Below are 22,946 nucleotides of genomic sequence, written 5' to 3'. Positions count from 1 at the left end.
TGTCATGTCTCAGTCAGAACACACTCCCCAGCATTCCCCCGCAGCGCTCCCTCAGGCATGCGAAGTTTTGATCATTGGCGCAGGGCCGGCCGGCAGTGCTTGTGCGCGGGTCTTGGCGCAGGCAGGCGTCGATGTGGTCTTGGTGGACCAGCAGCCGCAGGGCCGCGACAAGATTTGTGGCGACGGCCTGATCCCCGATTCGCACGCCGCCTTGGCGCGTTTGGGTCTTTTGGATCGCGTCATGGCGCGCGCCGAGCCGGTCGCGCATGTGGCTTGCATCGGGCCGCGTGGCGGGCGCATCGATGTGCCGGGCACCTTGGCCGTGTTGCCGCGCCAGCAACTGGATGAAATCCTCTGCGTCGCTGCCCAGGAAGCGGGAGCCAAGTTTTTTGCGCCGGTGCGCTTTGAGGCGCCGCTCTTGGACGCTGCGCAGCAACGCGTCATCGGCGCGCAACTGAAGGTCGGCGATGGGCAGCAGGAGCTGCGCGCCGACTGGGTGATTCTGGCCACCGGCGCGGTGCCCAAGGCCTTGACGGCTGCCGGCCTGTGCGAACGCCACACCCCCAGTGGCGTGGCTTTGCGGGGCTATGTGCGCGCGCCGGCGATGGTGGGGCGCATCAAGGCCATGGAAGTGGTCTGGTGCAAAGCGGTGCAGCCGGGCTATGGCTGGATCTTCCCCGCGCCGGATGGCTGCTTCAATATCGGCGTGGGCGTGACCGACAGCCACAAGGCGGTCGGCGGCAAGGGTGCCAAAAAAGAGTTGAACCTGCGCAAGATCTTCGACGCCTTTGTCGAGCATTACCCGCCGGCGGCGGAGCTGATGCGCGAGGGCGAGTTGCTGGGTGACCTGAAAGGCGCGCCGCTGCGCTGCACGCTGAGTGGCGCCAAGTGGAGCCGGCCCGGTCTGCTGGCCACGGGCGAGGCCGCTGGCAGCACTTATTCCTTCACCGGCGAAGGCATTGGCAAGGCCATGGAGACCGGCATGCTGGCGGCCGACGCGGTGCTGGCCGGGCGTAGCAAGGCTTGGGACGAGGCCCAGGTGCGTGCCGCCTACGAGCAAAGCCTGCTGGCACTGAAGCCCAAGTTCGACCTGTACGAGCGCGCCAACAAGGTCAACGCGCACCCCTGGTTGATCGATCTCTTGATCTGGCGCGGCAACAAGAGCGAGCGCCTGCGCCGCCGCATGAGCGGGGTTTTGAACGAGACCAGCAATCCCGGCAACTTGATCAGCCTGAAGGGCATCAAGCGTTTGTTTTTTGAAGGTTGAGTTGCGATGTGCCAACTGCTCGGCATGAATGCCAATGTGCCCACCGATGTGATGTTCAGCTTCACCGGTCTGGCCAATCGCGCCGATGAACACAAAGACGGCTTTGGCATTGCTTTCTTCGAGGGACGCGGCCTGCGCCATTTTGTCGACCACCACAGTGCGCGGGTCTCACCCTTGGCCGAGTTGGTGCAGCGCTACCCGATCAAGAGCGATAACGTCATTGCCCATATCCGCAAGGCCACGCAGGGCCAGGTCTCGCTGGAGAACACCCATCCCTTCCAGCGCGAGCTGTGGGGCCGCTACTGGGTGTTTGCCCACAACGGCAATTTGAAGGACTTTGAGCCACGCCTGCATGCGGCCTTCAAGCCGGTCGGCCAGACCGACAGCGAGCGCGCCTTTTGTTGGCTGATGCAGGAGCTGGCCAAGGCGCATTGCGATGTGCCCAGCATTGCCGAGCTGACCCGCACGCTGGCCGAGCTGATGCCGCAGCTCAACGCCTTTGGCACCTTCAATATGCTGCTCTCCAACGGTCAGGCCTTGTGGGCGCATGGCTCCACCCATTTGCATTACTTGCTGCGCGCCCACCCCTTTGGCCGGGTGCATTTGCAAGACGAAGACATGAGCGTGGACTTCGCGGCGCACACCACCTCGCAAGACCGCGTGGCCATCATTGCCACCGAGCCGCTGACTCGCGACGAGCCCTGGGTGGCTTTCCAGCCCGGCGAGTTGAAGGTGTTTGTCGGCGGTGAGTTGATGTCGGTTTAAGCGCCATTCGGCGCGGCGATCCGCAGTTCGCCGCATCCGGCCAATCGACATTGCGAGCCTGGCCTAGACTGCCGGCCATGCGATGCTCTTCCTCCCCCCCGTCCGACAAGGATGCACAGAAGCTCAAGCTCGATTGGAGCCAATGGGTCTGGCCTGGCCCGCGCCGGGTGTTCAGCGCCGACGAGATGGCGCGCGCTGGCGACCAGCCTTGGCCGGGCTCGATTGACCACTACGTCTATGGCAATGTGTTGGCGCTGCTGGCGATCAACTACAACCTGTTGCCCCGCAACTTGGTCATCTGGGTCGTGCTGGGCGCCTTGTCCCTGAGCTATGCCGGGCTTTGGGTGGCAAAGTCCCTGTGGCGGCAGCCGACGCGCACCCGCTTGAATCTGTCCACCCTGGCTTGCGTGTTGCTGATGTTGGGCGTCTTGCTGTGGCTGAAGTTTCAGCCCTTGGGTTTGGGCCCCGACTTGGATCACACGGAGACGAGGGGCCTGATGCTCGCCTTTGTGGCTGGCGTGGTGTTGGCTTTGACGGCCTGGTTCTTCTTGGTCGTCATTCGGGTGCAGCAGATCGAGGCCAAGCTGCGCGAGTTGGAGGAGCAGGCACAGAACCTGAAGCTGGCTCGCCGCCTCGCTACCGCGCAGATCCAGCCGCATTTTTTGTTCAACACCCTGGCCTCGGTCCAGCATTGGGTGGACACCCAAGACCCGCGGGCCGGCAGCACCTTGCGCTCCTTCACTCAGTACCTGCGCGCCACCTTGCCAATGTTTGAGCGCGAGAGCTTGACGCTGCAAGAAGAGCTGCAAATCGTGCGCAGCTATCTGGAGGTGATGCAGGCGCGCATGGGGGCCCGGCTGCAGTGGAGCGTCGAGCTCGGCGAGGGCGTGGACGAGTCGCTGCCGCTGCCGCTGCCACCTGGCCTCTTGCTGACTTTGGTGGAGAACGCCATTGGTCACGGCATTGAGCCGGCGCTGCGAGGCGGCCGCATCGAGGTGCGGGCGAGCCGTCCGGCGCAGGGTCAGGTCTTGATCGAGGTGGGCGACGATGGTGCCGGCCTGAGTCCGCAAGCCGAAGACGGCACCGGGCTGGCCAATTCGCGCGCCCGCCTGCAGCAGCTGTATGGCGAACGGGCACGCTTGAGCCTGACGGCTTTGACGCCCGGCTGCCTGTCACAACTCCACATCGAAACCGAGGGAACTCAAGCATGATGAACCCAGTCAAAGCCCTGATCGCCGACGATGAAGAAGGTCCGCGCGAACAGTTGCGCGCCGCGCTCCAGCGCCTGTGGCCTGAGTTGCAGATCGTGGCTGCCAGTGAAAACGGCGTCGACGCCTGGGATGACTATCTGGCCCACGAACCGGATTTGTGTTTTCTGGACATCCGCATGCCGGGCCTCAGCGGCCTGGAGGTGGCCAAGCGCCTGAGTGAGCTGGCCGCGCCGCCGCAGGTGGTGTTTGTGACGGCCTATGGTGACCACGCCTTGTCGGCCTTTGAAGCGGGCGCGGTGGACTATTGCGTCAAACCGGTGGAAGACGCGCGGCTGGCGCAGGCGCTGCAGCGGATTCGCGCCCGCCTGGCTAACGCCACGACCCCTGCTGCACCCACCTCGGATTTGCAAAAGCTGCTGAAAGAGTTGCTACCCGCTGCCAGGCCCGTCTCACGGCCGATCCAAGCCTCCCTGGGGCGTGAGATCAAGCTGATCGCCCCCGAAGAGGTGATCTACTTTGAGAGTGACAACCGCTACACCCGTGTCGTCTACCAAGGCGGCGAGGCGCTGATCCGAACGCCGCTCAAGGAGATGCTGGCCCAACTGGATCACGAACTGTTCTGGCAGCTGCACCGCTCGGTGCTGGTCAACAGCCGCCATATCGCCAGCGCGGTGCGGGTGGACGAAAACAGCATGCACATCACCCTGAAAGGCCGGGACGAGAAATTGCCGGTGTCGCGGCAGTTCCAGGGCCTGTTCAAGGGCCAATAGTCTTGGTGTCAAGGGGCGGGGAGTCCCGGCTATACAAGCCGCCGTGTTTGGGCAGAATGGGCCGATCCATTCCACTTGATCTGAGACCTCATGGCTGCACTCCCGACCCCTCGATTCGATGAGTTCTATCGCTATGAGCCCTTGACCGAGTTGCTGTTTGCCTATGCTGAGGCCTGCCCCAATCTGGTGTCGGTGCGCTCCATCGGCCGCAGCCACGAGGGGCGCGCCATCTGGGTGCTGGTCTTGACCAATACCGTCACCGGCGCCGATGTGGACAAGCCCGCCTTCTGGCTGGACGGCAATATCCACGCCGCCGAGCTGACCGCTTCGACCACCTGCTTGTACTACCTGCACCATCTGCTCAGCGGTTATGGCAGCGACCCGCAAGTGACGCAGCTGCTGGACACCCGGGCGGTCTATATGGTGCCGCGCCTGAACCCAGATGGTGCCGAGCTGGCGCTGGCCGACCGGCCGCGTCACATCCGTTCTTCGACCCGGCCCTACCCCTTTGACGAAGAGCCGGTCGATGGCCTCACGCCCGAAGACGTGGACGGCGATGGCCGCATGCTCAGCATGCGTGTGCCCGACCCGCACGGTCCCTACAAAAAACACCCCACCGAGCCGCGCCTGCTGGTGGCGCGCGAGCCGGGCGAGTTTGGCGGCGAGTACTACCGCCTCTACCCGGAAGGCTTCATCAAGAACCATGACGGCCTGACCGTCACCGTCAACAAAGACCGCGAAGGCCTGGACTTGAACCGCAACTTCCCCAGCGAGTGGCGGCAGGAGCACAAGCAGGTGGGCGCCGGGCCTTATCCAACCAGCGAGCCCGAGGTGCGGGCCATGGTGGACTTCATCACCACCCACCCGAATATTGGCGCGGCCATCAGCTATCACACCCACAGCGGCGTGATCCTGCGCCCCATGGGTTCGCAGAGCGACGATGACATGATTCCCGAGGATTTGTGGAGCTACAAGCGCTTCTCGGCCCTGGGTGAAAAGCACAGCGGCTACCCCGCCATCAGCATTTGGCACGACTTCAAATACCACCCCAAGGAAGTCATCACCGGCACGCAAGACTGGGTCTATGAGCATCTGGGCGCGCTGTTCTGGGTGGTGGAAATTTGGTCACCCAACAAGGAAGCCGGCATCGAAGGCTACAAATGGATCGACTGGTACCGCGAGCACCCGGTGGAAGACGATTTGAAGCTCTTGAAATGGAGCGATGAGCAATGCGGCGGCCAGGCCTATGTGGACTGGAAGCCCTTTCATCACCCGCAGCTCGGTGACGTCGAGATTGGCGGTTGGGACAAGATGAACTACTGGCGCAATCCGCCACCCGCTCTGCGCGAACGCGAGGCGGCGCGCTTCCCGGCCTGGATGAACCAGATCGCCCTGAGCCTGCCCAAGCTGGAGTTGCTGCGCACCGAGGTGCGCGCCCTCGGCCCCGACAGCTGGCGCATCCGCATGGCGGTGGCCAACAGCGGCTATTTGCCGGCCTATGTGACCAAGCGGGCGCTGGAGCGCAAGGTGGTGCGCGGCGTGATGTTCGAGATCCACTTGCCTGCGCTGGATCCGACCGTGAGCCTGGTCAGCGGCAAAGAACGCATGGAAGGCCCGCAGTTGGAGGGTCATGCCCCCAAGAGTTCGCAGCAAGCCTTCTTGCCCACCCGTGAACTGACTGCCGACCGTGCCATCGGCGAGTGGGTGGTGCGTGCGCCCAAGGGCACACGGCTGGCGCTGACGGCCAGCGCGGAGCGGGCGGGCACGGTGCGCACGGAAGTCGTGCTCGACTGACATCATTCGCTGGCCGGCCGGCCGGACAGCCAGCCTCCCAGTTAGCTAGCTGCTGCAGGGCTCACCGCGCCGGGCGTCGCCGCCAAGCCAATAGCCCCAGCCCGCTCAGCAACAAGGCCCATTGCTGCGGCTCGGGCACGGCCGTCACGCCGATCACACCATCGATGTACAGCCGCGACAGATCCAACTGCGCACCCTCGGCCAGCAGCAAGCCGCTGCTGTCGATGCTGCTGAACTCGCCTTGCAGCGTGCCCCAGTCGAACAGGTCGAAGCTCTGCCCGGCCTGGCCGCTGAAGCCGGCGAAGGAGGTGAGCTTGAGCGTGCCTCCCAGGGTCAGTGTGCCGGCCACGCGGTAATGGTCATAACTGCTTCCCAGCTCGGTGCCGCCGAGCTCGGCCAGGTAGACATTGCCCAGACCGAAGCTGACGTTGCCTGCATCCTCTCCCAGGCCGGGCGAGTTGCCGACGCTGAAGCCACCTTCGAAGTACTTGTGGCCCGTGCCCGTGAGCAAGGCGCCGCTGCGCTGCGCCACCGCGCCGAAGAACACGGCGGTGGCGCCGGCCGAGGTGCGCAGCTCGCTGTTTGCCTGCAGGTCCACGGTGTCGTAGAAGGTGGTCGTACCTTGGCCGGAAAGCAGGATCTGGCCGGCCTTTTGGTTCGTCACCGCACCGAAGAACTCGCTGCTGCCCGACGTGATCAGCACCTGGCCGGCGTTGGCCAGGCCGCTGCTGGTGCTCAGCCGAGCGTCGTTCATCAACAGCCGGCCGCCGATGTCGTTGCGCCAGGCGCCGTCGGCCACCGCAGTGGCGTTCTTCAGATCGACGATGCCACCCCGGGCGTTGGCCAGGTCACCCGTGGTTTCCAGCCGGCCGCCGTTGACCTCCACAACGCCAGCGTTCTGATGCGCCTTACCGATCAGCTGCAACAGCTCGCCGCTGCCCACGCGCACGCGCCCGGTGCTGCTGTTGTTGAGGTTGGCCTCCAGCCGGCTGCCGAAGCCGGTGGACGCCCGCACGCTGCCCGCGTTCTCCAGTCCGCCCGTGATCTGCAGATGCTCCACCTGCAGCACACCTTGGTTGTGCACGAAGCCGTCGAAGCTGCCGTGGCCGCTGAGCACGCCCAGCGCGCCGACACGCACGCTGTCGGCGTTGATGCGCCCGCCGGACATGGTCAGCGTGGTCAGGCCGGTGCCGCCGCCGGCGCCCAGCTGCAGCGTCTTCACGCTCACCGTGCCGGTCGGGCCAGTCACGGTGAGACGGCTGTTGGCGTCCAGCACTACGTCGTGTACGTCGGCCGGGTTGAGGCCGAGCGTCCAGTTCGCCGTGTCGCTCCAGCTGCCACTGCTGCCGCTGCCGCGCCAGCGCAGCGTTGGCGTGAAGATGGAGGCGTTCTCCTTGCCCTTGGTGAGATCAGCCTGGTAGGCCACCTGGCCCTTGTCGTTAACGGTGGCAGCCCCCAGACGCAGCACCACGTCGCTGCTGCCCACCGCGTCGCCGGTGCGGGCCACCAGCACCTGCTCGATGCCATCGGTCAGCACGAGTGCGTGGTCATTGCTGGTGGTCACGCCTGCGCCCACCAGCTGTGTCTGCATCAATACCTGCCCGCCCTTGGCCAGTGTGCGGAAGCTCAGGCCGCCCAGCGCCAGGTTTTGCAGGCCGTCTGCGCTGCTGGCTTGGCCGGTGTGGGCCAGCACGACCTGGTCGCGCCACAGGGCGTCCAGTGTTTCGCTGTTGCCGATCAGTCGGCCTTCATAGACAACCGCGCCGTCGCGGGCAATGCCGTGCAGGCCGGGGTCGCCCAGCCTGAAGTTCTGTCCCGCCACGCTGATGAAGCTCCCCGACAGCGCCACCAGGGCGTTGTCCCGCCAGATCGACAGCTCGCTTTGGTTGAAGTCTTGTGGCGTCACCCGCGCGCTGTAGGCCACTTGGCCGTTGTCGGCCAGCATCACCTGGCTGAAATTGATGAACCTCTGCCCCGTGCCGGCCGCGCTGCCGCCCGAGCGTGCCAGCAGCGTCTGGCCGCGCCATACGCCCTGCTGCACCACTAGGCCCGACGTGGCGCCGGTGAAGCGCTGGCTGGTGTCGTTGTGGTTGGCGACGAAGGCCAGCGCTCCAGTGGCATTGCTGTCGGCTTGGAGGAACTCGGTGAAGCTACCCGCCAGCCCCGGGGCTGCGTCGCCGCTGAGCCGGAGCAGGCTGCCGTCGCGCCACAGGCTGTGGCGGGCCGGGTCGGACGGGGTGCTGCTGCTTTGCAGCGGTGCGCTGTACAGCAGCGCACCGCTGCGGCTGCGCCAGGTGTTGTCGATGCGTGTCAACTGGCCGTTTACGGCGCGGCCGGCCAGGTCTTTGCTGATCAGGGTGCCGGTCCGTGCCAGCAACTGTCCGCCGGACCACAGACCCACCTCGTTGCCCGAGACGGTGCCCGGCCCGGTGATGAAGCCCATGAAGCTACCGTCACCCAATGGGTTGAAGCCGAACAGCGTCTGGCCCTTGGCCAGCCCATTGACGGCCGCGCCTTCCCGCGCGGCCAGCGTCGTGCCCTGCCAGTAGGCGGCATCGTTGCCCTTGGTGACCGACTTGCCGGCCAGTAAGCTCATGAAGCCGAGATCCCCGGCCTCGCCCAAGGAGAGAGGCCCCTGCACCTGGCTGATTGTGGTGCCTGCCTCCAAGCCGCTGAGGCTGTCGCCCGTGCTGACGACGATGGTGGTGCGGCCGCCGGGTGCGGCCAGCGCGGCGGGGCCGGACAGCAGCAGGCAGGCCAGGGCGAGGGTGTTCAGGCGCAGGCGCTCCGGGGCAGTGCGCGAGGTGTTGAAGGGGGTGCTCATGGGCTATTCCTGTTGCATTGAAAGCGTGGGCGGTGAATGGACTGCTGTGTTTAGGCGCCGGCCTGTGAGTTGCGAAGGCGACGGCGCTGCAGCGCACCCAGACCTATCAGGCCCGCAGCCATCAGCGCCCAGCTCTCGGGCTCGGGCACCGCAGCCGTGGCCGTCACATAGACCGGCAGAATGTCGATGAAGCGCTGGCCGTTCGTATCGGTCTGCAGCAGTGGGCTGAGCAGGATCTTCTGGATTTGCACCTGGGTGAGGCCCGCCGGGTTGTTGGCGATGTCCAGGTAGGTCGGGTTCATTAGGTTGCCGTTCGAACCCGCCACCGTGGTCAGACCCATGTTGTAGCCCAGGCTCTGCGCGGTGACGTGTGCGCCAAACAGCCTCGCCATGGCCGCGGCTTCGATGGCCGTCGCGCCCAAGCCGACCCCGGCAACAGCATCCTGGTTGGCGCTGAAATCAGTGAAGTTCAGGGTGTCCACGAACACCAGGGCCACGCTGGGATTGGCAGCGGCCAAGCCCAGCGTCGAACGCAGCGAGAAGAACTCGTTGCGATTCAGGTCTAGCAAACTGGCATTCACCAGGCTGCGGCCCGCCGAAAGACGCAGGTCAATGGACAGGCCTGTATTGGCGAAGATGGACTCGATGGCCGCCTCGGGTACATCGATGGTCGCCACGGCGTGGGCGGGTGCCAGGGCCAGCGCCAGGGCGAATGCGAGAGCGGTATGTCGAAGTTTGTTGGAGTTCATCGGGCTTCCTGAGAGGTGTTCGTTGTCAAGGGCCGGGCCGCGTTCACACACAGCCCTGCATGAGCTGCGATGCAACCCGCCCGTCGCCGAGTCCACCAGCCCAGGCCCAGCAGGCCCGCAGCCATCAGCGCCCAGCTTGCGGGTTCCGGCACAGGGTTCGTGATCGGCAGTCCGCCATCGATGCTCACTTGGCCGCCGGCCAAGAAGAGGCCGTTGAAGGCCAGGGCGTCGCCGGTGAACACATTGGTGCTGAAATTCAGCGAGGCGGTGAGTACCTTGCCCGGCTTGCCGTCGGCTTCAATCGGGCGGTAGTTCAGGACGACCTTGCTGAAGTTGAAGCTGCCTGCGGCATTGATGTCATTGCCGTTGCTGTCCACCGTCATGCCGTTCACGATGGCATTGCTGAAGATCATCTGGAAGAACTGCTGACCGGCGTTGTTCTCGACCTCGAAGGTCACCGGATTGAGCACTTGCTTTCTGGCGCCGGCCAGCAGCAGGGGCACGGTGGAGCTGTCCATCAGTTGTTCCCAGCTGAAGTCCATCGCTGTTGTCTTGCTGGCGCCGTCGCTGCTCAGGCCCCAGGCGAAGGATGCGATCTCGGTCCAGGAACGATGCTCCTGGTCGGTTGAACTGCCCTTGATGTCGTCGAACTGAACGAAGAATTTGTTGGCCTGGGCAGGCCATGCCAGCGCCAGCAGCAGCAAGGCGCTGGATGCGCGGGCAATCAGGGTGGTGAGGGACATGAGGGACTCCTTGAGTGAAAGAGTGAGAGAGAGAAAAAGGAAAAGGCGTGTGGGTCAGCGGATGAGGGCGTGGACGGGCGTCGCAGCCCCAGACCTCAGACCTGCGCTGCTTTGCGCCATGCCCGGGCTCCCAAGCCCAACAAGCCCGCCGCCATCAGCGCCCAGCTCTCGGGCTCGGGCACGGGTGCCAGCGTGGCGGCGTAGCTGAGGTTGTCGATGGCGAAGTTCCAACGGCAGCAGCCATTCCCAAGGAAGATGAGGCGGTTGAAGGTCTGGTCCGACGTGAAGCCGATGAATTGCAGTGCGCTTTGGGCGGCGAACTCGGGGCGCAGTTCAGCGACGTGGCGGTAGGAGCCAAAGCCGTCCAGGCTGTCGCCATCCACCTTGATGGCTGTGGGCGCGCCGCGGAACCAAGCGCCGAAGGCCTTGGTGGGTGCGTCAAATCGCAGGTCGGTCCCGCCGCCCCAGGCCAAGTCGATGAGCACATGGGTGCTGCCGTCGATGGTCCGCAGCGGGTCTGTGCCGGGGTCTGGGGCATCCACGTTCCAGGCACCCTTCAGCGTGAAGCCGCTCAGAGTGAGCGCTTTGGGTACGCCAAACAGGTCGTTGTTAGTGTCCGTGCTGAAGGCGTTGAAGGTCTCAGCATTGACCGCGCCTACTGCTGCCAGGAAGCTGGTCTCGCTGTTGAAAGTCACATTCGCGGCCTGGGCGTTGGCCGCCGTGCACAGGGCGGCCAGCAAGGCGAGACGGCTCAGCTTGGGCTTCTCCACGGCCGCCACGCGCCAGGGTTGACGCGCCGTGGTGGTGCTGGGCCACCGACGCCAAAGCAACTCAGCGACGGACCCAGGTTGAGACGGGCTGAAGCCATGAGACTTCAAGTTAGGGGGGCAATCCCCCCGGGCTGCGAGCCGGGCTCCCGCACAATCATCCGGCGTGCCGGCTGGGTCCAGCATGTGGCTCTGAAACGGTGTTTGAGTCTGCTTGCTGCGCATCGGGGCTCCCTGGCGTGATGTCAATGTGGTGCCATGGTCGGCGGCCACGCCCGGCGAGTCCTGATGGAACTCTTACGCTTCTCTCAAGGTTTTGTTTTTCAATGAAATCAATGGTTTACGGGAATTTCTCATGAACGGGGGCGAGTCACTGAAGCCGGGCGCAGACGCCGATCCCCTGGCCGCGCGGACCGTGCAGATCGGCGAATGGCAGGCCGATCCGGTGTTGGACGAGCTGCGCCGGGGCGAGCAAGTGGTCAAGCTGGAACCGCGCAAGATGCGCTTGCTGATGGCACTGGCGCGCCGGCCGCAACAGCTGGTGACCCTGGATCAGCTGCTCGACGAGGTCTGGGCGGACTTGGTAGTAACCCCAAGTTCGGTGTACCAATCGATCTCGCAGCTGCGCAGCGTGCTCGGTGATGAGGCCAGCCAGCCGCGCTACATCGTCACCGTGCCGCGCAAGGGCTATCGTCTGGTGGCCGCGGTCAGCGAGGTGTCGGCCGAGGCCGAGGTCATGCGAGTCGCAACACCCGCCGCAACACCCGCCGCCACATCAACCCAAGTCTTGTCTGTCGCGGCATCAGCGCCACAGCAGGCCGAGCCTGCCCCGGAGCCGGCACCGGAGCCTCCGCGGCTCGATGTTGCACCGCTGGCGCTGGCGGCCTCGCCGACGCCGCGCCGCCGTCGCCTGCTGCTTGGCGGTTCGGCAGCCGGTGCAGCGGCCATGTTGGGCTCGGGCGGCTGGTGGCTCTGGCAGCGCGCTGCGCGCATGCCGGCGGGTGATATCACCCTGGCCGTGCTGCCCTTTGATGACACCTCGCCCAAGGCGCTGGAGCAGCCGTTGGCCGACGGCCTGGCCGAAAGCGTGATCGGCGCGCTGTCCGGCCATCAGCAGATCCGGGTGGCGGCCCGCGCCACTTCTTTCAAATTCCGCACTGCCCAGGCTCTGGCGCCGCAGGCCAAGCAGTTGGCCGTGACCCATGTGCTCTGGGGGGAGCTGCGGCGCTGGCAGCAGGGCCTGCAGCTCAAGCTCAGCCTGCACCGTGCGGTGGACAGCGAAGTGCTCTGGCAGCAGGTGCTGGAGTCTCCTGCCGCTGCGTTGGGCAGCCTGGCTGTCAGCGCCGCCAACGCCGCCTTGCAGGCCCTGGGCGTGGCGCCGCTGCCGGCCAACACGACACCCGTGCCCCTGGCCGACGCCTATGAGTTTTACCTGCTGGGTCTGCACTATCAGCGCGACGCTCAGATCGAGGGCATTTTGAAGGCGCGCGCCTACTTCCAACGCGCCATCGACGCCGATCCCGGCTTCGCCTTGGCCTATGTGGGCCAGGCCGTGACCTGGATTGGCGAATATTTCTACGGTAACGGGCTGAGCTTTCGTGCCATGGATGCACGTGCCCAGCCCTTGGTCGACCGGGCCTTGCAATTGGACCCGCAGCTGCCGCTGGCCCTGGGCGCGCAGGGCAGTCTGCTGTCCCATCGCGGCCAGCATGACGAGGCCAGGGTTTGGCATGAGCGTTCATTGGCCAAGGCGCCGCACGATGCCACCCTGCTGTTCTGGGCTGGGGGCACCGAGAACAGCGCCGGCTGGCCGGCCCGGGCGCTCGGCTACTACAGCCGAGCGGCTGAGCTGAGCCCCCTATCGCCGCAGATCCAGCACTTAACGGGCTGGGCCGCCACCAACGCAGGCCGCTACGAACTCGCCGAGCAGGCCTACCGGCGCGCGCTCAGCCTGGCGCCCAAGCATGCCAACGGCACTCGGGGTTTCGGCATCATTGGCTTTGCCAGGGGGCGGCTCGATGAAGCGGTGCAGGGCTATCGCCAAGCCCTCATGATCAAACCGAAAGACGCCTACTTTTGGGATCAACTGGCCTGGATCTACCTAGATCTGGGAATGATTGAAGAAGCCCGGCAGGCCTTCGCCCAGTTCCAGGCGCAAAGCCCGCAGCCGGTCTGGGCGCAGGTCTCAGCGGCGCGGCTGTGGGTCTGCGCGCAAGACCGGCCGGCCCTGAGCAAGGCGGTCGATGCCTTGCCGGTGCAGAGCAAGGAGCGCGATGCGGTCATCGAGACTGCCTTGCTGCGCCTCTTGCTGGGTCAGCCCGAGCAGGCCTACAAGACCTTGAGCTCTGTGATTGGGCTGGTTCTGGCCGACCCCGTGCCCTTGTACGACGACTGGAGCACCTTTCTGGGCCAGCATGCCTGGCTCGATGTGGCCGCCATTTACTGCGCCACCGAGCGCCGCGAGCAAGCCGAGCCCTTCCTTGAGCAGGCCTCCAGCTTCATCGAGCGTTATGCCAAGCAAGGCAATGTCTGGCACGCCATCGGCTATCACCGCGCCCGCATTGCTGCGATGCGCGGCCAGCCCGAGGCGGCGCTGGCGGCCTTGGAGGACGCGGTTCGCCTGGGCTGGCGGCGAGGCTGGTGGCTGGCGCAGGACCCGGCGCTGCAAAGCTTGCGGGAACTGCCCCGTTTCAAGGCGGTGCTGGCCCGCATCGATCAAGCCAATCAGGCCCAGCGCAGCAAGCTCCTGGAGGTTTGAAGCCTTAGGCCTAGCCTTGGGGCGCTGGCGACAGCGGCTCCGAATCATCCAGCCAGGCTTGCAGGACGGGTGGCAATTCCTCCCGCTCATCCTCTGTCGGCCAGGGCGCACCGGCCGCCAACAAGGCTTGCAGCGTGCCCAGATAGTCGCCGCCGGGCTGCGGCAGATGCACGGCGGCATGCTGCAAGCTGCCCATCACATCGCCGCCAAAGCCGTTGATCTCTTGCCAGCGGGCGCCGTGCTCCAGCAGCAGTTGCACCAGGCCGGCGTCGCCGTTGAAGGCCGCTTGGTTGAGGGCGCTGGCGTCCCAGTCGCCTGTCACCGCAATCGGCCAGCCCAGCGACAGCATCAAGGCCACGGAGGCTCGTGCGCGGCGTTGCGCCTGGTCGGGCAGCAGGCGCAGCTCTTGTGGGCCGAGCAGAATCAGCAGATCGGGCTGCGCTTGCAGCAGGGCCCGGGCACTGTGTTCATCGGCGGCCGCGCAGGCCGCCAAGAAGCGTTCTCGCGTGGATGGCAATTCAGGCTGGGCGCCCTGTGCCGCGAACAACTTGAGCGCTTCAAGCTCACCGAGCAGCGCCGCCAAAGTGGCCGGCGTGCGGCCCTCGGCGTCGCGTGCCGAAAGATCGGCACCCTGCGCGATCAGCAGCTTCAGGCAGGCGCTGGAGCGGCCCCGGCGCAGCGCATGGTGCAAGGCATGGCCGCCTTGCGGGCCAGCTTCATTGACATCGGCCCCCAGGCTCAGCGCCAACTCAAGGCCGGCAAGGTCCTCAAAGTCGAGCAAGCGCAAGAGCGCGTTTGTGCCCTGCAAGCGCGCGCCATGGGCGATCAGTTGGCGGATTTGCAGTGCCGCGCGAGCCCGGTCGGGGTCTTCGCAAGCGTGATACAGCGACTCGCCATCGTTGGGCTCGGCGCCGGCAGCCAGCAGGGCGGCGGCGAGCGCCGGGCTTTGTGCTCGGGCGATGGCGCCGTACAGCAGCGGCAGACTGGGCACTTCGGCTGAATCGGATGAATCGGCTTCAGCGGGCAGATCGGGGTCGGGCATGCGCAGTGCATTCAGGGCGGCCGGGCTCAGCGGTGAATGCAGGGTCTGGGCGCTGCGCAACAGGCCGCTGGCCCAGGGCTCGCCCAGCCGGTGCAGGCCGGAGAAGCAGACATAGGCCAAGGCCGGTGCATCGAAGGGCGGCAGACGCTGCCCGGCCGTGGGCGGGCTCTCGAGCGCGTCCAATTCGCCGCGCAGCAGGGCCAGGGCGGGGCGCAACTCACGGGGGCAAGCGCCTTGCATTTGCTGCAGCAGGGCCAGGGCGCGTTCAGGCTGGGGGCTGTCCCAGCCGCGACCCAGGCTCAGCGCCAAGACGCGTTGCACCAGGGCCGCGCTGTCCAGCTGGCGCGCTTGTTCTTGGGTCGACACCGCCGCTTGCAGCGCCGGCCAGCTCGGGAAGCCCAGCTCACGCGCAATCACCAGCTGAGCCAGGCTCAGCTTGGGTGGCTCGGGGGCGTGGGCCCGTTGATAAGGGGCGGCGCGTGCCAGGCTGGCTGGGTCGGCGGCTTGCCAGGCGCGCAGCAGTTCACGCGCTTGGCGTTTGAGTTGCTGCAGATTGGCTTTGGCAGGCAGTTGGGGCACGGCCCCGTCGTGGCTTGTCTTCAAGGGAAACCTCCATGCGTGGTAAGCCTGCGATCCGCGCAATCAGGCCGCACAAAGGCGTCAATCAAGCAAGTGATGGTTCGGACGCGGTCTTCAACTCGCGCCCGCCCGGGTGGGCTCAGCCCTGTCTGCGGATCCAGCAGCGCCCCGGTTGGCGCTGTGCCCGGAGTTTGCCATAACGGCAGCTCAATGCGGAGCTTGCTTGTCTTGTTCGGCTGCAGCCAGTTGGGCTTCGCGCCAGAGCCGTGCCGGCACAAAGGTTCGCAACTGCTGCATGGCGCGCTCGATCAACTCGGGGTGCAATTCATGGCCCAGATCGGGCAGCACATCGGCGGTGATGTCGGCGCCTAACTGCACCAATCGGCGTGCCGCATGGACCTGGTCCTGATAGGGCAGCACCGGGTCACGTTGGCCGTGCAAAAAGTGCAGGCTGACTTCATGTGGCGCATGCGTCGGCGGCGTGGCGTAGGCACCCGAGAAGGCCAGCACCCGACCGGCCAGTTGCGCCTCGGCTTGCACGGCTTCCAGGGCCAGCACGGCGCCCTGCGAGAAGCCCGCCAGAGCGACGCGTTCCCAGGCCATGTCGAACTGCTCGGCCCAGGCTCTCACCGTGGCAATAAAGCCGGGCAGGGCGGCGCCGACGCGCTCGGGGTGGTTGTCGTCATTGGCGCCTTGCAGCGAATACCACTGCCGGCCACCATCAGCATGCGCTTCGGACGAGGGCGGCTCGAAAGCCTCAGGCCCGTTGATAGACACCACCGCCGCCTGCGGGTACTGAGCGCGCAAGGCCTGGGCCAGCGGGCGCATTTGCGAGGCATCGGCGCCGGCGCCGTGCAGCAGCAAAAAGAGCAGATCGGGCAGGCCTTTGTCGGGCAGCAGGGCGAGGGCTTGGGAGCGTTGGGGCGTACTCATGCCCCAATTGTCTCTTGCCCGGCAGTAAGCGGCCGGGCAGGATTTCAGCTGCGGGTCTGATCGTTGTCGCGGTGGCCGATCAGGCGCACCAAGGTGGCGCGCAGCTTGGGCGCATCGATGGGCTTGGTCAAAAAGTCATTCATGCCTGCCGCCAGCGCCTCGTCGCGCTCGGACACCAGCGCCGCCGCGGTCAGCGCCACGATGGGCAGCTCTTCGGCGTCGTAGCGTTTGCGCACCTCGCGGGTGGCTTCATGGCCGCTCATGACCGGCATCTGCACATCCATCAAGACCGCGTCAAAAGGCTTGCCCATGCTGGCGGCGGCAAAGATCGCCTCCACCGCCTGGCTGCCATCATTGGCTTGCGAGACCTCCATGCCCCATTGCTGCAACTGGGCCACGGCAATCATCATATTGACCGGGTGGTCTTCCACCATCAGCACCCGCAGGCCTTGCAGGTCCTCGTTGTTACGGGCTTCGCGTGGCTGGCTGCTGATCGGCGTGGGCGCGGCCGGCAGCGGCAACTCGGCCCAGAAGGTCGAACCCTGGCCCAGCTCGCTTTGCACCCCGACCTCGCCGCCCATCAAGGTGGCCAGCTCACGGCAGATCGACAGGCCCAGACCGGTGCCGCCGAAGCGGCGCGTGGTGGACTCATCCGCTTGCGTGAAGGCTTGGAACAGGCGCTGGTGCATCTCGGGGGCGATGCCGGGGCCGGTGTCGCTGACTTCGATGCGGATCTTGTCATCGCCCAGGCTGCGCACATGCACCGCCACCGAACCGTTGGCGGTGAATTTCAGCGCATTGCTCAAATAGTTGCTGAGGATCTGGCGGATGCGAACCTGATCGCCCACCACCCAGGCCGGCACCGCTTCCTCGACCTCGATCTTGAAAGCCAACTTGTGGGCCTGCGCCAGCGTCAGATAGGCCATGCGCATGGTGGCCAACATATCGCGCAAACCGAACGGTGCCGCTTCCAGCGTCAGGCGGCCGGCTTCGATCTTGGAGAGGTCCAAGATGTCCGAGATCAGGCCCGACAGGCTTTCGGCGCTGTCCAGCATCTGGTCCAGGTACTCGCGCCGGGTTTGCTCGTTCAGATCCGGCTGTTGCAGCATGCGCGCCAGGCCCAGCAAGCCGTTCAAGGGCGTGCGGATCTCGTGGCTGGTATTGGCCAGGAAGGCGCTCTTGGCGCGGCTGGCGGCTTGAGCCTCGTCCTTGGCCTGGGCCAGAGCCGCTTCGACGCGGCGGCGCTCGGTGATGTCTTCCAAAATCCAGATCGTGCCGCCACGGCTGGGGTGATTCGGGTCCACCGCCTTGGCCAACAGGCGGCACAAAAAGCTGCTGCCATCACGACGCCGCATCAGACGTTCGATTTCCACTTGTTCGCCGGCCGCCAGGCGCGCACCCAGCTCATCACCGGCGGCCACGTACTCTTCCTTGCTGGGCCAGACGATGGAGCCATGCTGGCCGATCAGTGCGCCGCTGGGCCAGCCAAACATTTCTTCCACCAGCCGGTTGACCTGCACGAAATGCTGGTCTCGGGTCAGGGTGATGCCGATCGAGGCGTTCTCCAGAATCGCTTGATGGACCAGACGGGTGCGCTCGGCCTCGGACACGTCGCGGGCATTGATGACCAGGTATTGCTGGCCGTCCATGGCGAAGGGCGCGGCCGACATCAGCATTGAAATCGGCTCGCCCGACTTGGTCACAAAGGTGACCGGCAACTCGGTGACGCGGCCATGCAGCCGCACGCCTTCCAGCACCCGCTCGCGGTCGCGTGGGTCTTTCCAGACGCCTAACTCCTCGGCCGTGCGGCCCAGCACCTCTTCGCTGCTGTAGCCGCTGAGGCGCTCGAAGGTCTTGTTGACCATGGCGTAGCGGCCGGAGCTGAGCTCGGTCAGCGTGATCACATCGGGGCTGGTGGCCACCAGGTGCGAAAGCAGGCCTTCCGAGCGGCGCAGCGCGTCTTGAGCGCGCGATTGCTCGGTTTGGTCGATGAAGAAGCTCAGCGTGGCCGGGCCGCTGGCGGCGTCCACGCGCACGCTGGTGGCCGACACCAGGCGGCGCCGCCTTGACAGCGTGCGCAGGCGGAATTCGGCCATCGGCAGCATGGCGCCGACGGCCATGGTTTCGATCTTGCCGGCGCGTTGGCGCGCGCGCTCGTCGTCGCCGGGCTCGTAATGGGCGAACAAGTCCTGGCCGATCATGCTGCTGCGCTGGGTGTAGCCAAACATGGCCATGGCCGCCGGGTTGGCGTCTAACACCCGGCCCCAGCGGTGCAGCACCAAGGGGCTGGGCGAGCGGCGGAACAGTTCGCGGTAACGGGTCTCGGTGGCGTGAATGGCTTTTTCGGCCTGTACTTCTTCGGTCACATCGCGGCCCACGCCCCAGTAGCCGCGGAAGTTGCCTTGCGCGTCAAAGCGGGGCTCGCCGCTGATGGAGACGTAACGAATATCGCCGTCGCTGCCGCGGCGCCGCGCCACCAGGCCATGAAAGGGGCGGTGCGATTCCAGGTCGGCGCGGTGGGCGTCCATGTCCTCGTCGGACAGACCGATCTGCTCCACTTCCCAAGGCGTTTTGCCCAGTCGCGCCTGCAGGTCCAGGCCTGACTTGCCGGGCCGGTCTTCGGCCAGGTGGGTGAAGCGGTAGTCGCGGTTCATCTCCCAGTACCAATCGGCCGCCATGCTGAGCAGGCCGCGAAAGCGCGCATTGCGTTCGGCGGCTTCTTTGGTGGAGCGCTGCACCATGCGCAGCATGGCATAGCCCACGACCAGGCCGGCCAGCAAGAGCACGGCATGCGAGAGGGTGCGCAGCAGCAGGGAGCTCAGGGCCGTCGGAGAGCTGGCCCAGCCGGCTTGTTCGGCCAGCGCCAGACCCAGCACCCCGAGCAGGCCGACCACCGTGAGCGCCAGCCCGGTGCGTTGCCCCAGCATGGCGGTGGCAAAGGCGACCAGCAGGGCCATCACCGGCAGGCTGATCGAATACAAGCCGGTGGCGCGCGACACGGCGATCAAGACCGCCAAGCCCATCAGCAGGCCCAAGAGCGTGACGACGGCCGCCGAGCCGAGGCGGCGAGGCAGCTTCCACAAACACAGCAAGCTGATCAAGGCGGTACCCGCGGCCATGGCCGGGGGCAGCAGGCCTTGCAGCGGTTCGCTGGCCTGACGGCCGAACAGCAAGACCGCAAAGGCAAACAACAAGATGATGGCCGAGGCCCCGATGAAGAGCCGGATCGAATGCCAGCGCACCTTGCGTTCTAGCATCGTGTGCTGCTCGCCCGCGGGCAGGTCATGCCCCACCAGGCTGCTCAAATCATCGAGGGAATCCTTGCTCACAATGCCGACCGCTCCGCTACTTCAGCGCATGCCAAGGCCAGTCCTTGGCGAAAGCCAGCAGTCTCCCCGACAAAACTGGCCTTGACCATGAGGGCAGGCCCGGAAAAGCGGTGCTTATCTGCGTCGGGACTGCTTTGTGAGCAATTGTGCGCAGCTTGGGTCTTGCGTTTTTTGGGAATCAGGCCTTGCGCGCCAGATTCAGTTGCTCGCGGGTTTGCTGTGCCACCCGGCGGGCCGCGGCCGCAAAGTCTTCGCCCGAGCTGGCGTAGAGCACCGCGCGTGAGCTGCTGACGATGATGGGGGCGCCTGCTTTCCAGCCGGCCTTGACGGTGGCCTCGGCGTCGCCACCCTGAGCGCCGACACCGGGGATCAGCAGCGGCAGCGTCGGCGCCAGTTCACGCACTCGGGCGATTTCGCCCGGGAAGGTGGCGCCCACCACCAGGCCGAGTTGGCCGTTCTTGTTCCAGTCGGTCTGAGCCAAACGGGCCAGGTGTTCGTAGAGCTTAGGGCTGCCGGGCACATCGGCGAGGCGCTGGTTTTGCCAGTCGCTGCCGCCGGGGTTGGACGTGCGGCAGAGCAGAATCGCGCCTTTATCGGGGTAGCGCAGATAAGGCTCAATCGTGTCAAAGCCCATGAAGGGCGACAGGGTCACCGCATCGGCTTGGTAGCGCTCGAAGGCTTCTTTGGCGTATTGCTCGGCGGTGGAACCGATGTCGCCGCGCTTGGCGTCCAGAATCACGGGCACTTGTGGCGCCACACGCTTGATGTGGGCCATCAGCTGTTCCAACTGCGCTTCGGCGCGGTGGGCGGCGAAGTAGGCGATTTGCGGCTTGAAGGCGATGACCAGGTCTTTGGTTGCGTCGACGATGGCGGCGCAGAACTCATAGATGCGGCCCGCGTCGCCCTTCCAGGCGCCCGGGAACTTGGCCGGTTCCGGGTCCAGCCCCACACACAGCAGCGAGTCATTGAGGCGTTCGGCGGCGTGGAGTTGCTGGATGAAATTCATGGCGGTCCTGGGGCTCGTTGAAGGTGTCGTATTGTCCAAGCTTTTGTCGGCAGGGGCTTTGGATGCAGGAAAAGCGCTTGAAGCATCCCTGGGCGTCGGCATGTGCGGACGGCCGCGGCGCCTTTTTCGCGTCTTCAACAAGCGGGATGGTCGGCTGCCGGCGTTGGCCGCCTTGCCCTATATATGTTGCCGCCGTGGCATGGGAAGATCTCCGCTGAAACTACACTCGCGCGAATCCGGGGCTTGGCCCCGTCCGTCTGAACTGTCAAAGACAAAGCCATGAGCACTGAAAGCACGGCCAGCGCCGCCCGAATTCTCTTGATCGAAGACGATGAGCGCCTGGCCGAATTGGTTCTGGAGGCCCTGACGCGCGCCGGCTATGAAGTCAGCCATTGCGCCAACGGCCTGGAGGGCGAGGCCCGCATGCGCGCCGAGGCCTTTGACGTGGTGCTGCTGGACGGGCACCTGCCCGGCAAAGACGGCTTTGATGTGCTGCGCGATGTACGGCGTGACTTCAAAGGCCGCATCGTCATGCTGACCGCGCGCGATGACGATATCGACCAGGTGTTGGGCTTGGAGGGTGGTGCCGACGACTACATCACCAAACCGGTGGCGCCGCGCGTCTTGATGGCGCGGCTGAAGGCCTTGTTGCGTCGCGAGCCAGCCGGCGCTGCTGAGGATTCGGCCGATGAGTTGCGCTTTGGTGAGCTGCTGATCAAGCCGAGTGCGCGCGAAGCCCGCTTGGGTGAGGTCACCATCGAGTTGACCACCGCCGAGTACGACCTGCTGCTCTTCCTGGCCGAACGCGCTGGCACCGTCGTGACTCGCGAAGACATCATGCAAGGCCTGCGCGGCATCGAGTTTGATGGCCTGGACCGCGCCATCGACGCCCGGGTCTCGCGCTTGCGCAAGAAAATCGGCGATGACGCCCAGGCGGCCGCGCGCATCAAGACCGTGCGGGGGCAGGGTTATCTTTTCGCCAAAGACTGAGTGAGGAGGCGCATGGCCCTATCGCAACGCCCCTTGGGTCAGGCCATGGCTTCCCCGATGACTCGGGTGGCGCTGGGCATCGGCCTGGTGGTGATGGCCCTGGTGCTGCTGGTGCAGGCCTTGTTGATGCTGGCGGTGGACGGTGTCACCGACGACTATGTGCGCCGCTTCATGCGCGGCACCGTCGATATGCTGGTCAAGGAACTGGCACCGCTGGACGCCGCCGCGCGCCAGAAGCGCGTCAAGGTCTTGGATGAATTGTTCGCCTACCCGGTGGTGATTGTTTCGGCCAGCGAGCTGAAAGAGTCGGAGCGGCGTCAGCTGCAGGCCGGCGAGTTGCTGGTGCACGGCTTCAATCGCAAGGTTTACGCGGCCTTGCCGGCGCCGGCGGCTGAGGGTCAGGGTCAGGTTTTGCCGGTCCAGCAGGTCTTGCGCCTGGGGCCCTTGAATGCCGACAACCATCCCGGCAATGAGCTGCAGTTGCCGCGTGAACTGTGGATGCAACTGGCCGCGGCCTTGAGCCTGGCGCTGCTGGTGTTTGGTTTGGCGGCGTGGTTGTTGCGCCCGATCTGGCGCGACATTCGCGCCTTGCAGCAGACGGCCGATGAGATGACGGCCGGCCGCTTTGACAGCGTCGTGCCCGAACCCGAAAGCCGTTTGTTTGCGCCGATTGCGGCCGGCGCTCGCGCCACGCTGGCGCGCTTGGCTGCGGCTTTGGCCACGCAGCGTGAGCTGACCGGTGCGGTCTCGCATGAGTTGCGAACGCCCCTGGCGCGCCTGCGTTTTGCTATCGATGCCCTGGTGGAAGAAGACGACCCGGCTCGGCGTGAATTGGCGGTGCAGGCCTGTGACCGCGATATCGACGAGCTGGATGCCTTGATCGACGCCAGCCTGATGCTGGCCCGACTCGATATGGGCGCCTTGCAAGCCCAGTGCGAGCCGGGCGATTTGCGCGCCTTGCTTTTGAGCGAAGCGCAAAGCCTTGCGCCCTTGCTGGAGGGGAGGGAGCTTCAAACCGAGTTGACGGGCTTGTCCGAGGCAGTGCGCTTTGATGCTCGACTGCTGCCTTACGGTCTGCGCAACGCCTTGCGCAACGCCGCACGCCATGCCCGCAGCCGCATCGCCCTGAGCGCCTGGGTCGAAGCCGGGCAGCTGTGCTTGGCCGTGGATGACGACGGCGAAGGCGTGCCCGAAGCCCTGCGCGAAGCGGTCTTCACTCCCTTCAAGCGGCTGGACCGCGCCAAAGAGCGCGGCAGCCGCGGTTTTGGCCTGGGCCTGGCCATCGTGCGCCGGGTGGCCGAGGCCCATGGCGGCGTGGCCCTGATTCAGGCCGCGCCGGTCCTCGGTGGGGCGAGGCTGTTGCTGCGCTGGCCGGTTTGAGTCCACTGGGGCGCTAGCCAGCATCCGAGGAACGGCGCT

At 65.7% G+C, this 22,946-nt stretch carries 16 protein-coding genes; 8 read left to right on the top strand and 8 right to left on the bottom strand.

Features of this window, described 5'->3' with window-relative positions:
• Positions 1 to 4: 4 nt before the first annotated feature.
• From ACOVRJ_RS22255 to ACOVRJ_RS22235, 5 genes are all read left to right on the top strand, one after another.
• Positions 5 to 1,267 (top strand): NAD(P)/FAD-dependent oxidoreductase, encoded by a 1,263-nt coding sequence (locus ACOVRJ_RS22255; RefSeq protein ID WP_422046005.1) that lies wholly within the window; start codon positions 5 to 7, stop codon positions 1,265 to 1,267.
• Positions 1,268 to 1,273: 6 nt separating this feature from the next.
• Positions 1,274 to 2,032: a class II glutamine amidotransferase gene (locus tag ACOVRJ_RS22250; RefSeq protein ID WP_422046004.1), complete on the top strand. Its 759-nt coding sequence runs from the start codon at positions 1,274 to 1,276 to the stop codon at positions 2,030 to 2,032.
• A 77-nt stretch (positions 2,033 to 2,109) separates the two neighbouring features.
• Positions 2,110 to 3,243 carry a sensor histidine kinase gene (locus ACOVRJ_RS22245; protein ID WP_422046003.1) on the top strand — a complete coding sequence of 378 codons (1,134 nt, stop codon included), beginning with the start codon at positions 2,110 to 2,112 and terminating at the stop codon, positions 3,241 to 3,243.
• Positions 3,240 to 4,013 carry a LytR/AlgR family response regulator transcription factor gene (locus tag ACOVRJ_RS22240; protein WP_422046002.1) on the top strand — a complete coding sequence of 258 codons (774 nt, stop codon included), beginning with the start codon at positions 3,240 to 3,242 and terminating at the stop codon, positions 4,011 to 4,013. Before ACOVRJ_RS22245 ends, ACOVRJ_RS22240 begins: the two co-directional genes overlap by 4 nt.
• A gap of 90 nt (positions 4,014 to 4,103) precedes the next feature.
• Complete coding sequence (locus ACOVRJ_RS22235) at positions 4,104 to 5,807, top strand: M14 family zinc carboxypeptidase (RefSeq protein WP_422046001.1); 1,704 nt, start codon at positions 4,104 to 4,106, stop codon at positions 5,805 to 5,807.
• Between the two features lie 61 nt (positions 5,808 to 5,868).
• Here ACOVRJ_RS22235 and ACOVRJ_RS22230 read toward each other — a convergent pair whose 3' ends face one another.
• The 4 genes from ACOVRJ_RS22230 to ACOVRJ_RS22215 form a co-directional block, all read right to left on the bottom strand.
• Complete coding sequence (locus tag ACOVRJ_RS22230; RefSeq protein WP_422046000.1) at positions 5,869 to 8,631, bottom strand: DUF7453 family protein; 2,763 nt, start codon at positions 8,629 to 8,631, stop codon at positions 5,869 to 5,871.
• 50 nt (positions 8,632 to 8,681) lie between these two features.
• Entirely contained in the window at positions 8,682 to 9,380 is a 699-nt protein-coding gene (locus ACOVRJ_RS22225; RefSeq protein WP_422045999.1) for a PEP-CTERM sorting domain-containing protein, read from the bottom strand.
• Positions 9,377 to 10,123: a type VI secretion system tube protein Hcp gene (locus ACOVRJ_RS22220; RefSeq protein WP_422045998.1), complete on the bottom strand. Its 747-nt coding sequence runs from the start codon at positions 10,121 to 10,123 to the stop codon at positions 9,377 to 9,379. Before ACOVRJ_RS22220 ends, ACOVRJ_RS22225 begins: the two co-directional genes overlap by 4 nt.
• Positions 10,124 to 10,218: 95 nt before the next feature.
• On the bottom strand, positions 10,219 to 10,953 hold the full coding sequence (locus ACOVRJ_RS22215; RefSeq protein ID WP_422045997.1) for a PEP-CTERM sorting domain-containing protein: 735 nt from the start codon (positions 10,951 to 10,953) through the stop codon (positions 10,219 to 10,221).
• Positions 10,954 to 11,245: 292 nt separating this feature from the next.
• On the opposite strand from ACOVRJ_RS22215, the gene ACOVRJ_RS22210 reads away from it, so the two are divergent.
• The gene (locus ACOVRJ_RS22210; RefSeq protein WP_422045996.1) at positions 11,246 to 13,648 is read left to right on the top strand and encodes a winged helix-turn-helix domain-containing protein; all 2,403 of its coding nucleotides are present in this window, start codon (positions 11,246 to 11,248) and stop codon (positions 13,646 to 13,648) included.
• A 10-nt stretch (positions 13,649 to 13,658) separates the two neighbouring features.
• Here the strand turns inward: ACOVRJ_RS22210 and ACOVRJ_RS22205 are convergent, their stop codons facing one another.
• From ACOVRJ_RS22205 to pyrF, 4 genes are all read right to left on the bottom strand, one after another.
• Positions 13,659 to 15,293: an ankyrin repeat domain-containing protein gene (locus ACOVRJ_RS22205; RefSeq protein ID WP_422045995.1), complete on the bottom strand. Its 1,635-nt coding sequence runs from the start codon at positions 15,291 to 15,293 to the stop codon at positions 13,659 to 13,661.
• 183 nt (positions 15,294 to 15,476) lie between these two features.
• Complete coding sequence (gene ypfH / locus ACOVRJ_RS22200) at positions 15,477 to 16,202, bottom strand: esterase (protein WP_422045994.1); 726 nt, start codon at positions 16,200 to 16,202, stop codon at positions 15,477 to 15,479.
• A 44-nt stretch (positions 16,203 to 16,246) separates the two neighbouring features.
• Positions 16,247 to 19,531, bottom strand: coding sequence for a PAS domain S-box protein (locus tag ACOVRJ_RS22195; protein WP_422045993.1), 3,285 nt, complete (start codon positions 19,529 to 19,531; stop codon positions 16,247 to 16,249).
• 178 nt (positions 19,532 to 19,709) lie between these two features.
• Entirely contained in the window at positions 19,710 to 20,537 is an 828-nt protein-coding gene (pyrF, locus tag ACOVRJ_RS22190; RefSeq protein ID WP_422045992.1) for an orotidine-5'-phosphate decarboxylase, read from the bottom strand.
• 279 nt (positions 20,538 to 20,816) lie between these two features.
• On the opposite strand from pyrF, the gene ACOVRJ_RS22185 reads away from it, so the two are divergent.
• Both ACOVRJ_RS22185 and ACOVRJ_RS22180 read left to right on the top strand, forming a co-directional pair.
• Positions 20,817 to 21,527, top strand: a complete 711-nt coding sequence (locus tag ACOVRJ_RS22185; RefSeq protein WP_422045991.1) for a response regulator — start codon at positions 20,817 to 20,819, stop codon at positions 21,525 to 21,527.
• A 12-nt stretch (positions 21,528 to 21,539) separates the two neighbouring features.
• Positions 21,540 to 22,907, top strand: coding sequence for an ATP-binding protein (locus ACOVRJ_RS22180; RefSeq protein WP_422045990.1), 1,368 nt, complete (start codon positions 21,540 to 21,542; stop codon positions 22,905 to 22,907).
• The last annotated feature ends 39 nt before the right edge of the window (positions 22,908 to 22,946 follow it).

It is taken from the genome of Roseateles sp. (assembly GCF_049240545.1).
Lineage (GTDB): Bacteria > Pseudomonadota > Gammaproteobacteria > Burkholderiales > Burkholderiaceae_C > Paucibacter_A.
This window is presented reverse-complemented; position numbering and strand designations above follow the sequence as displayed.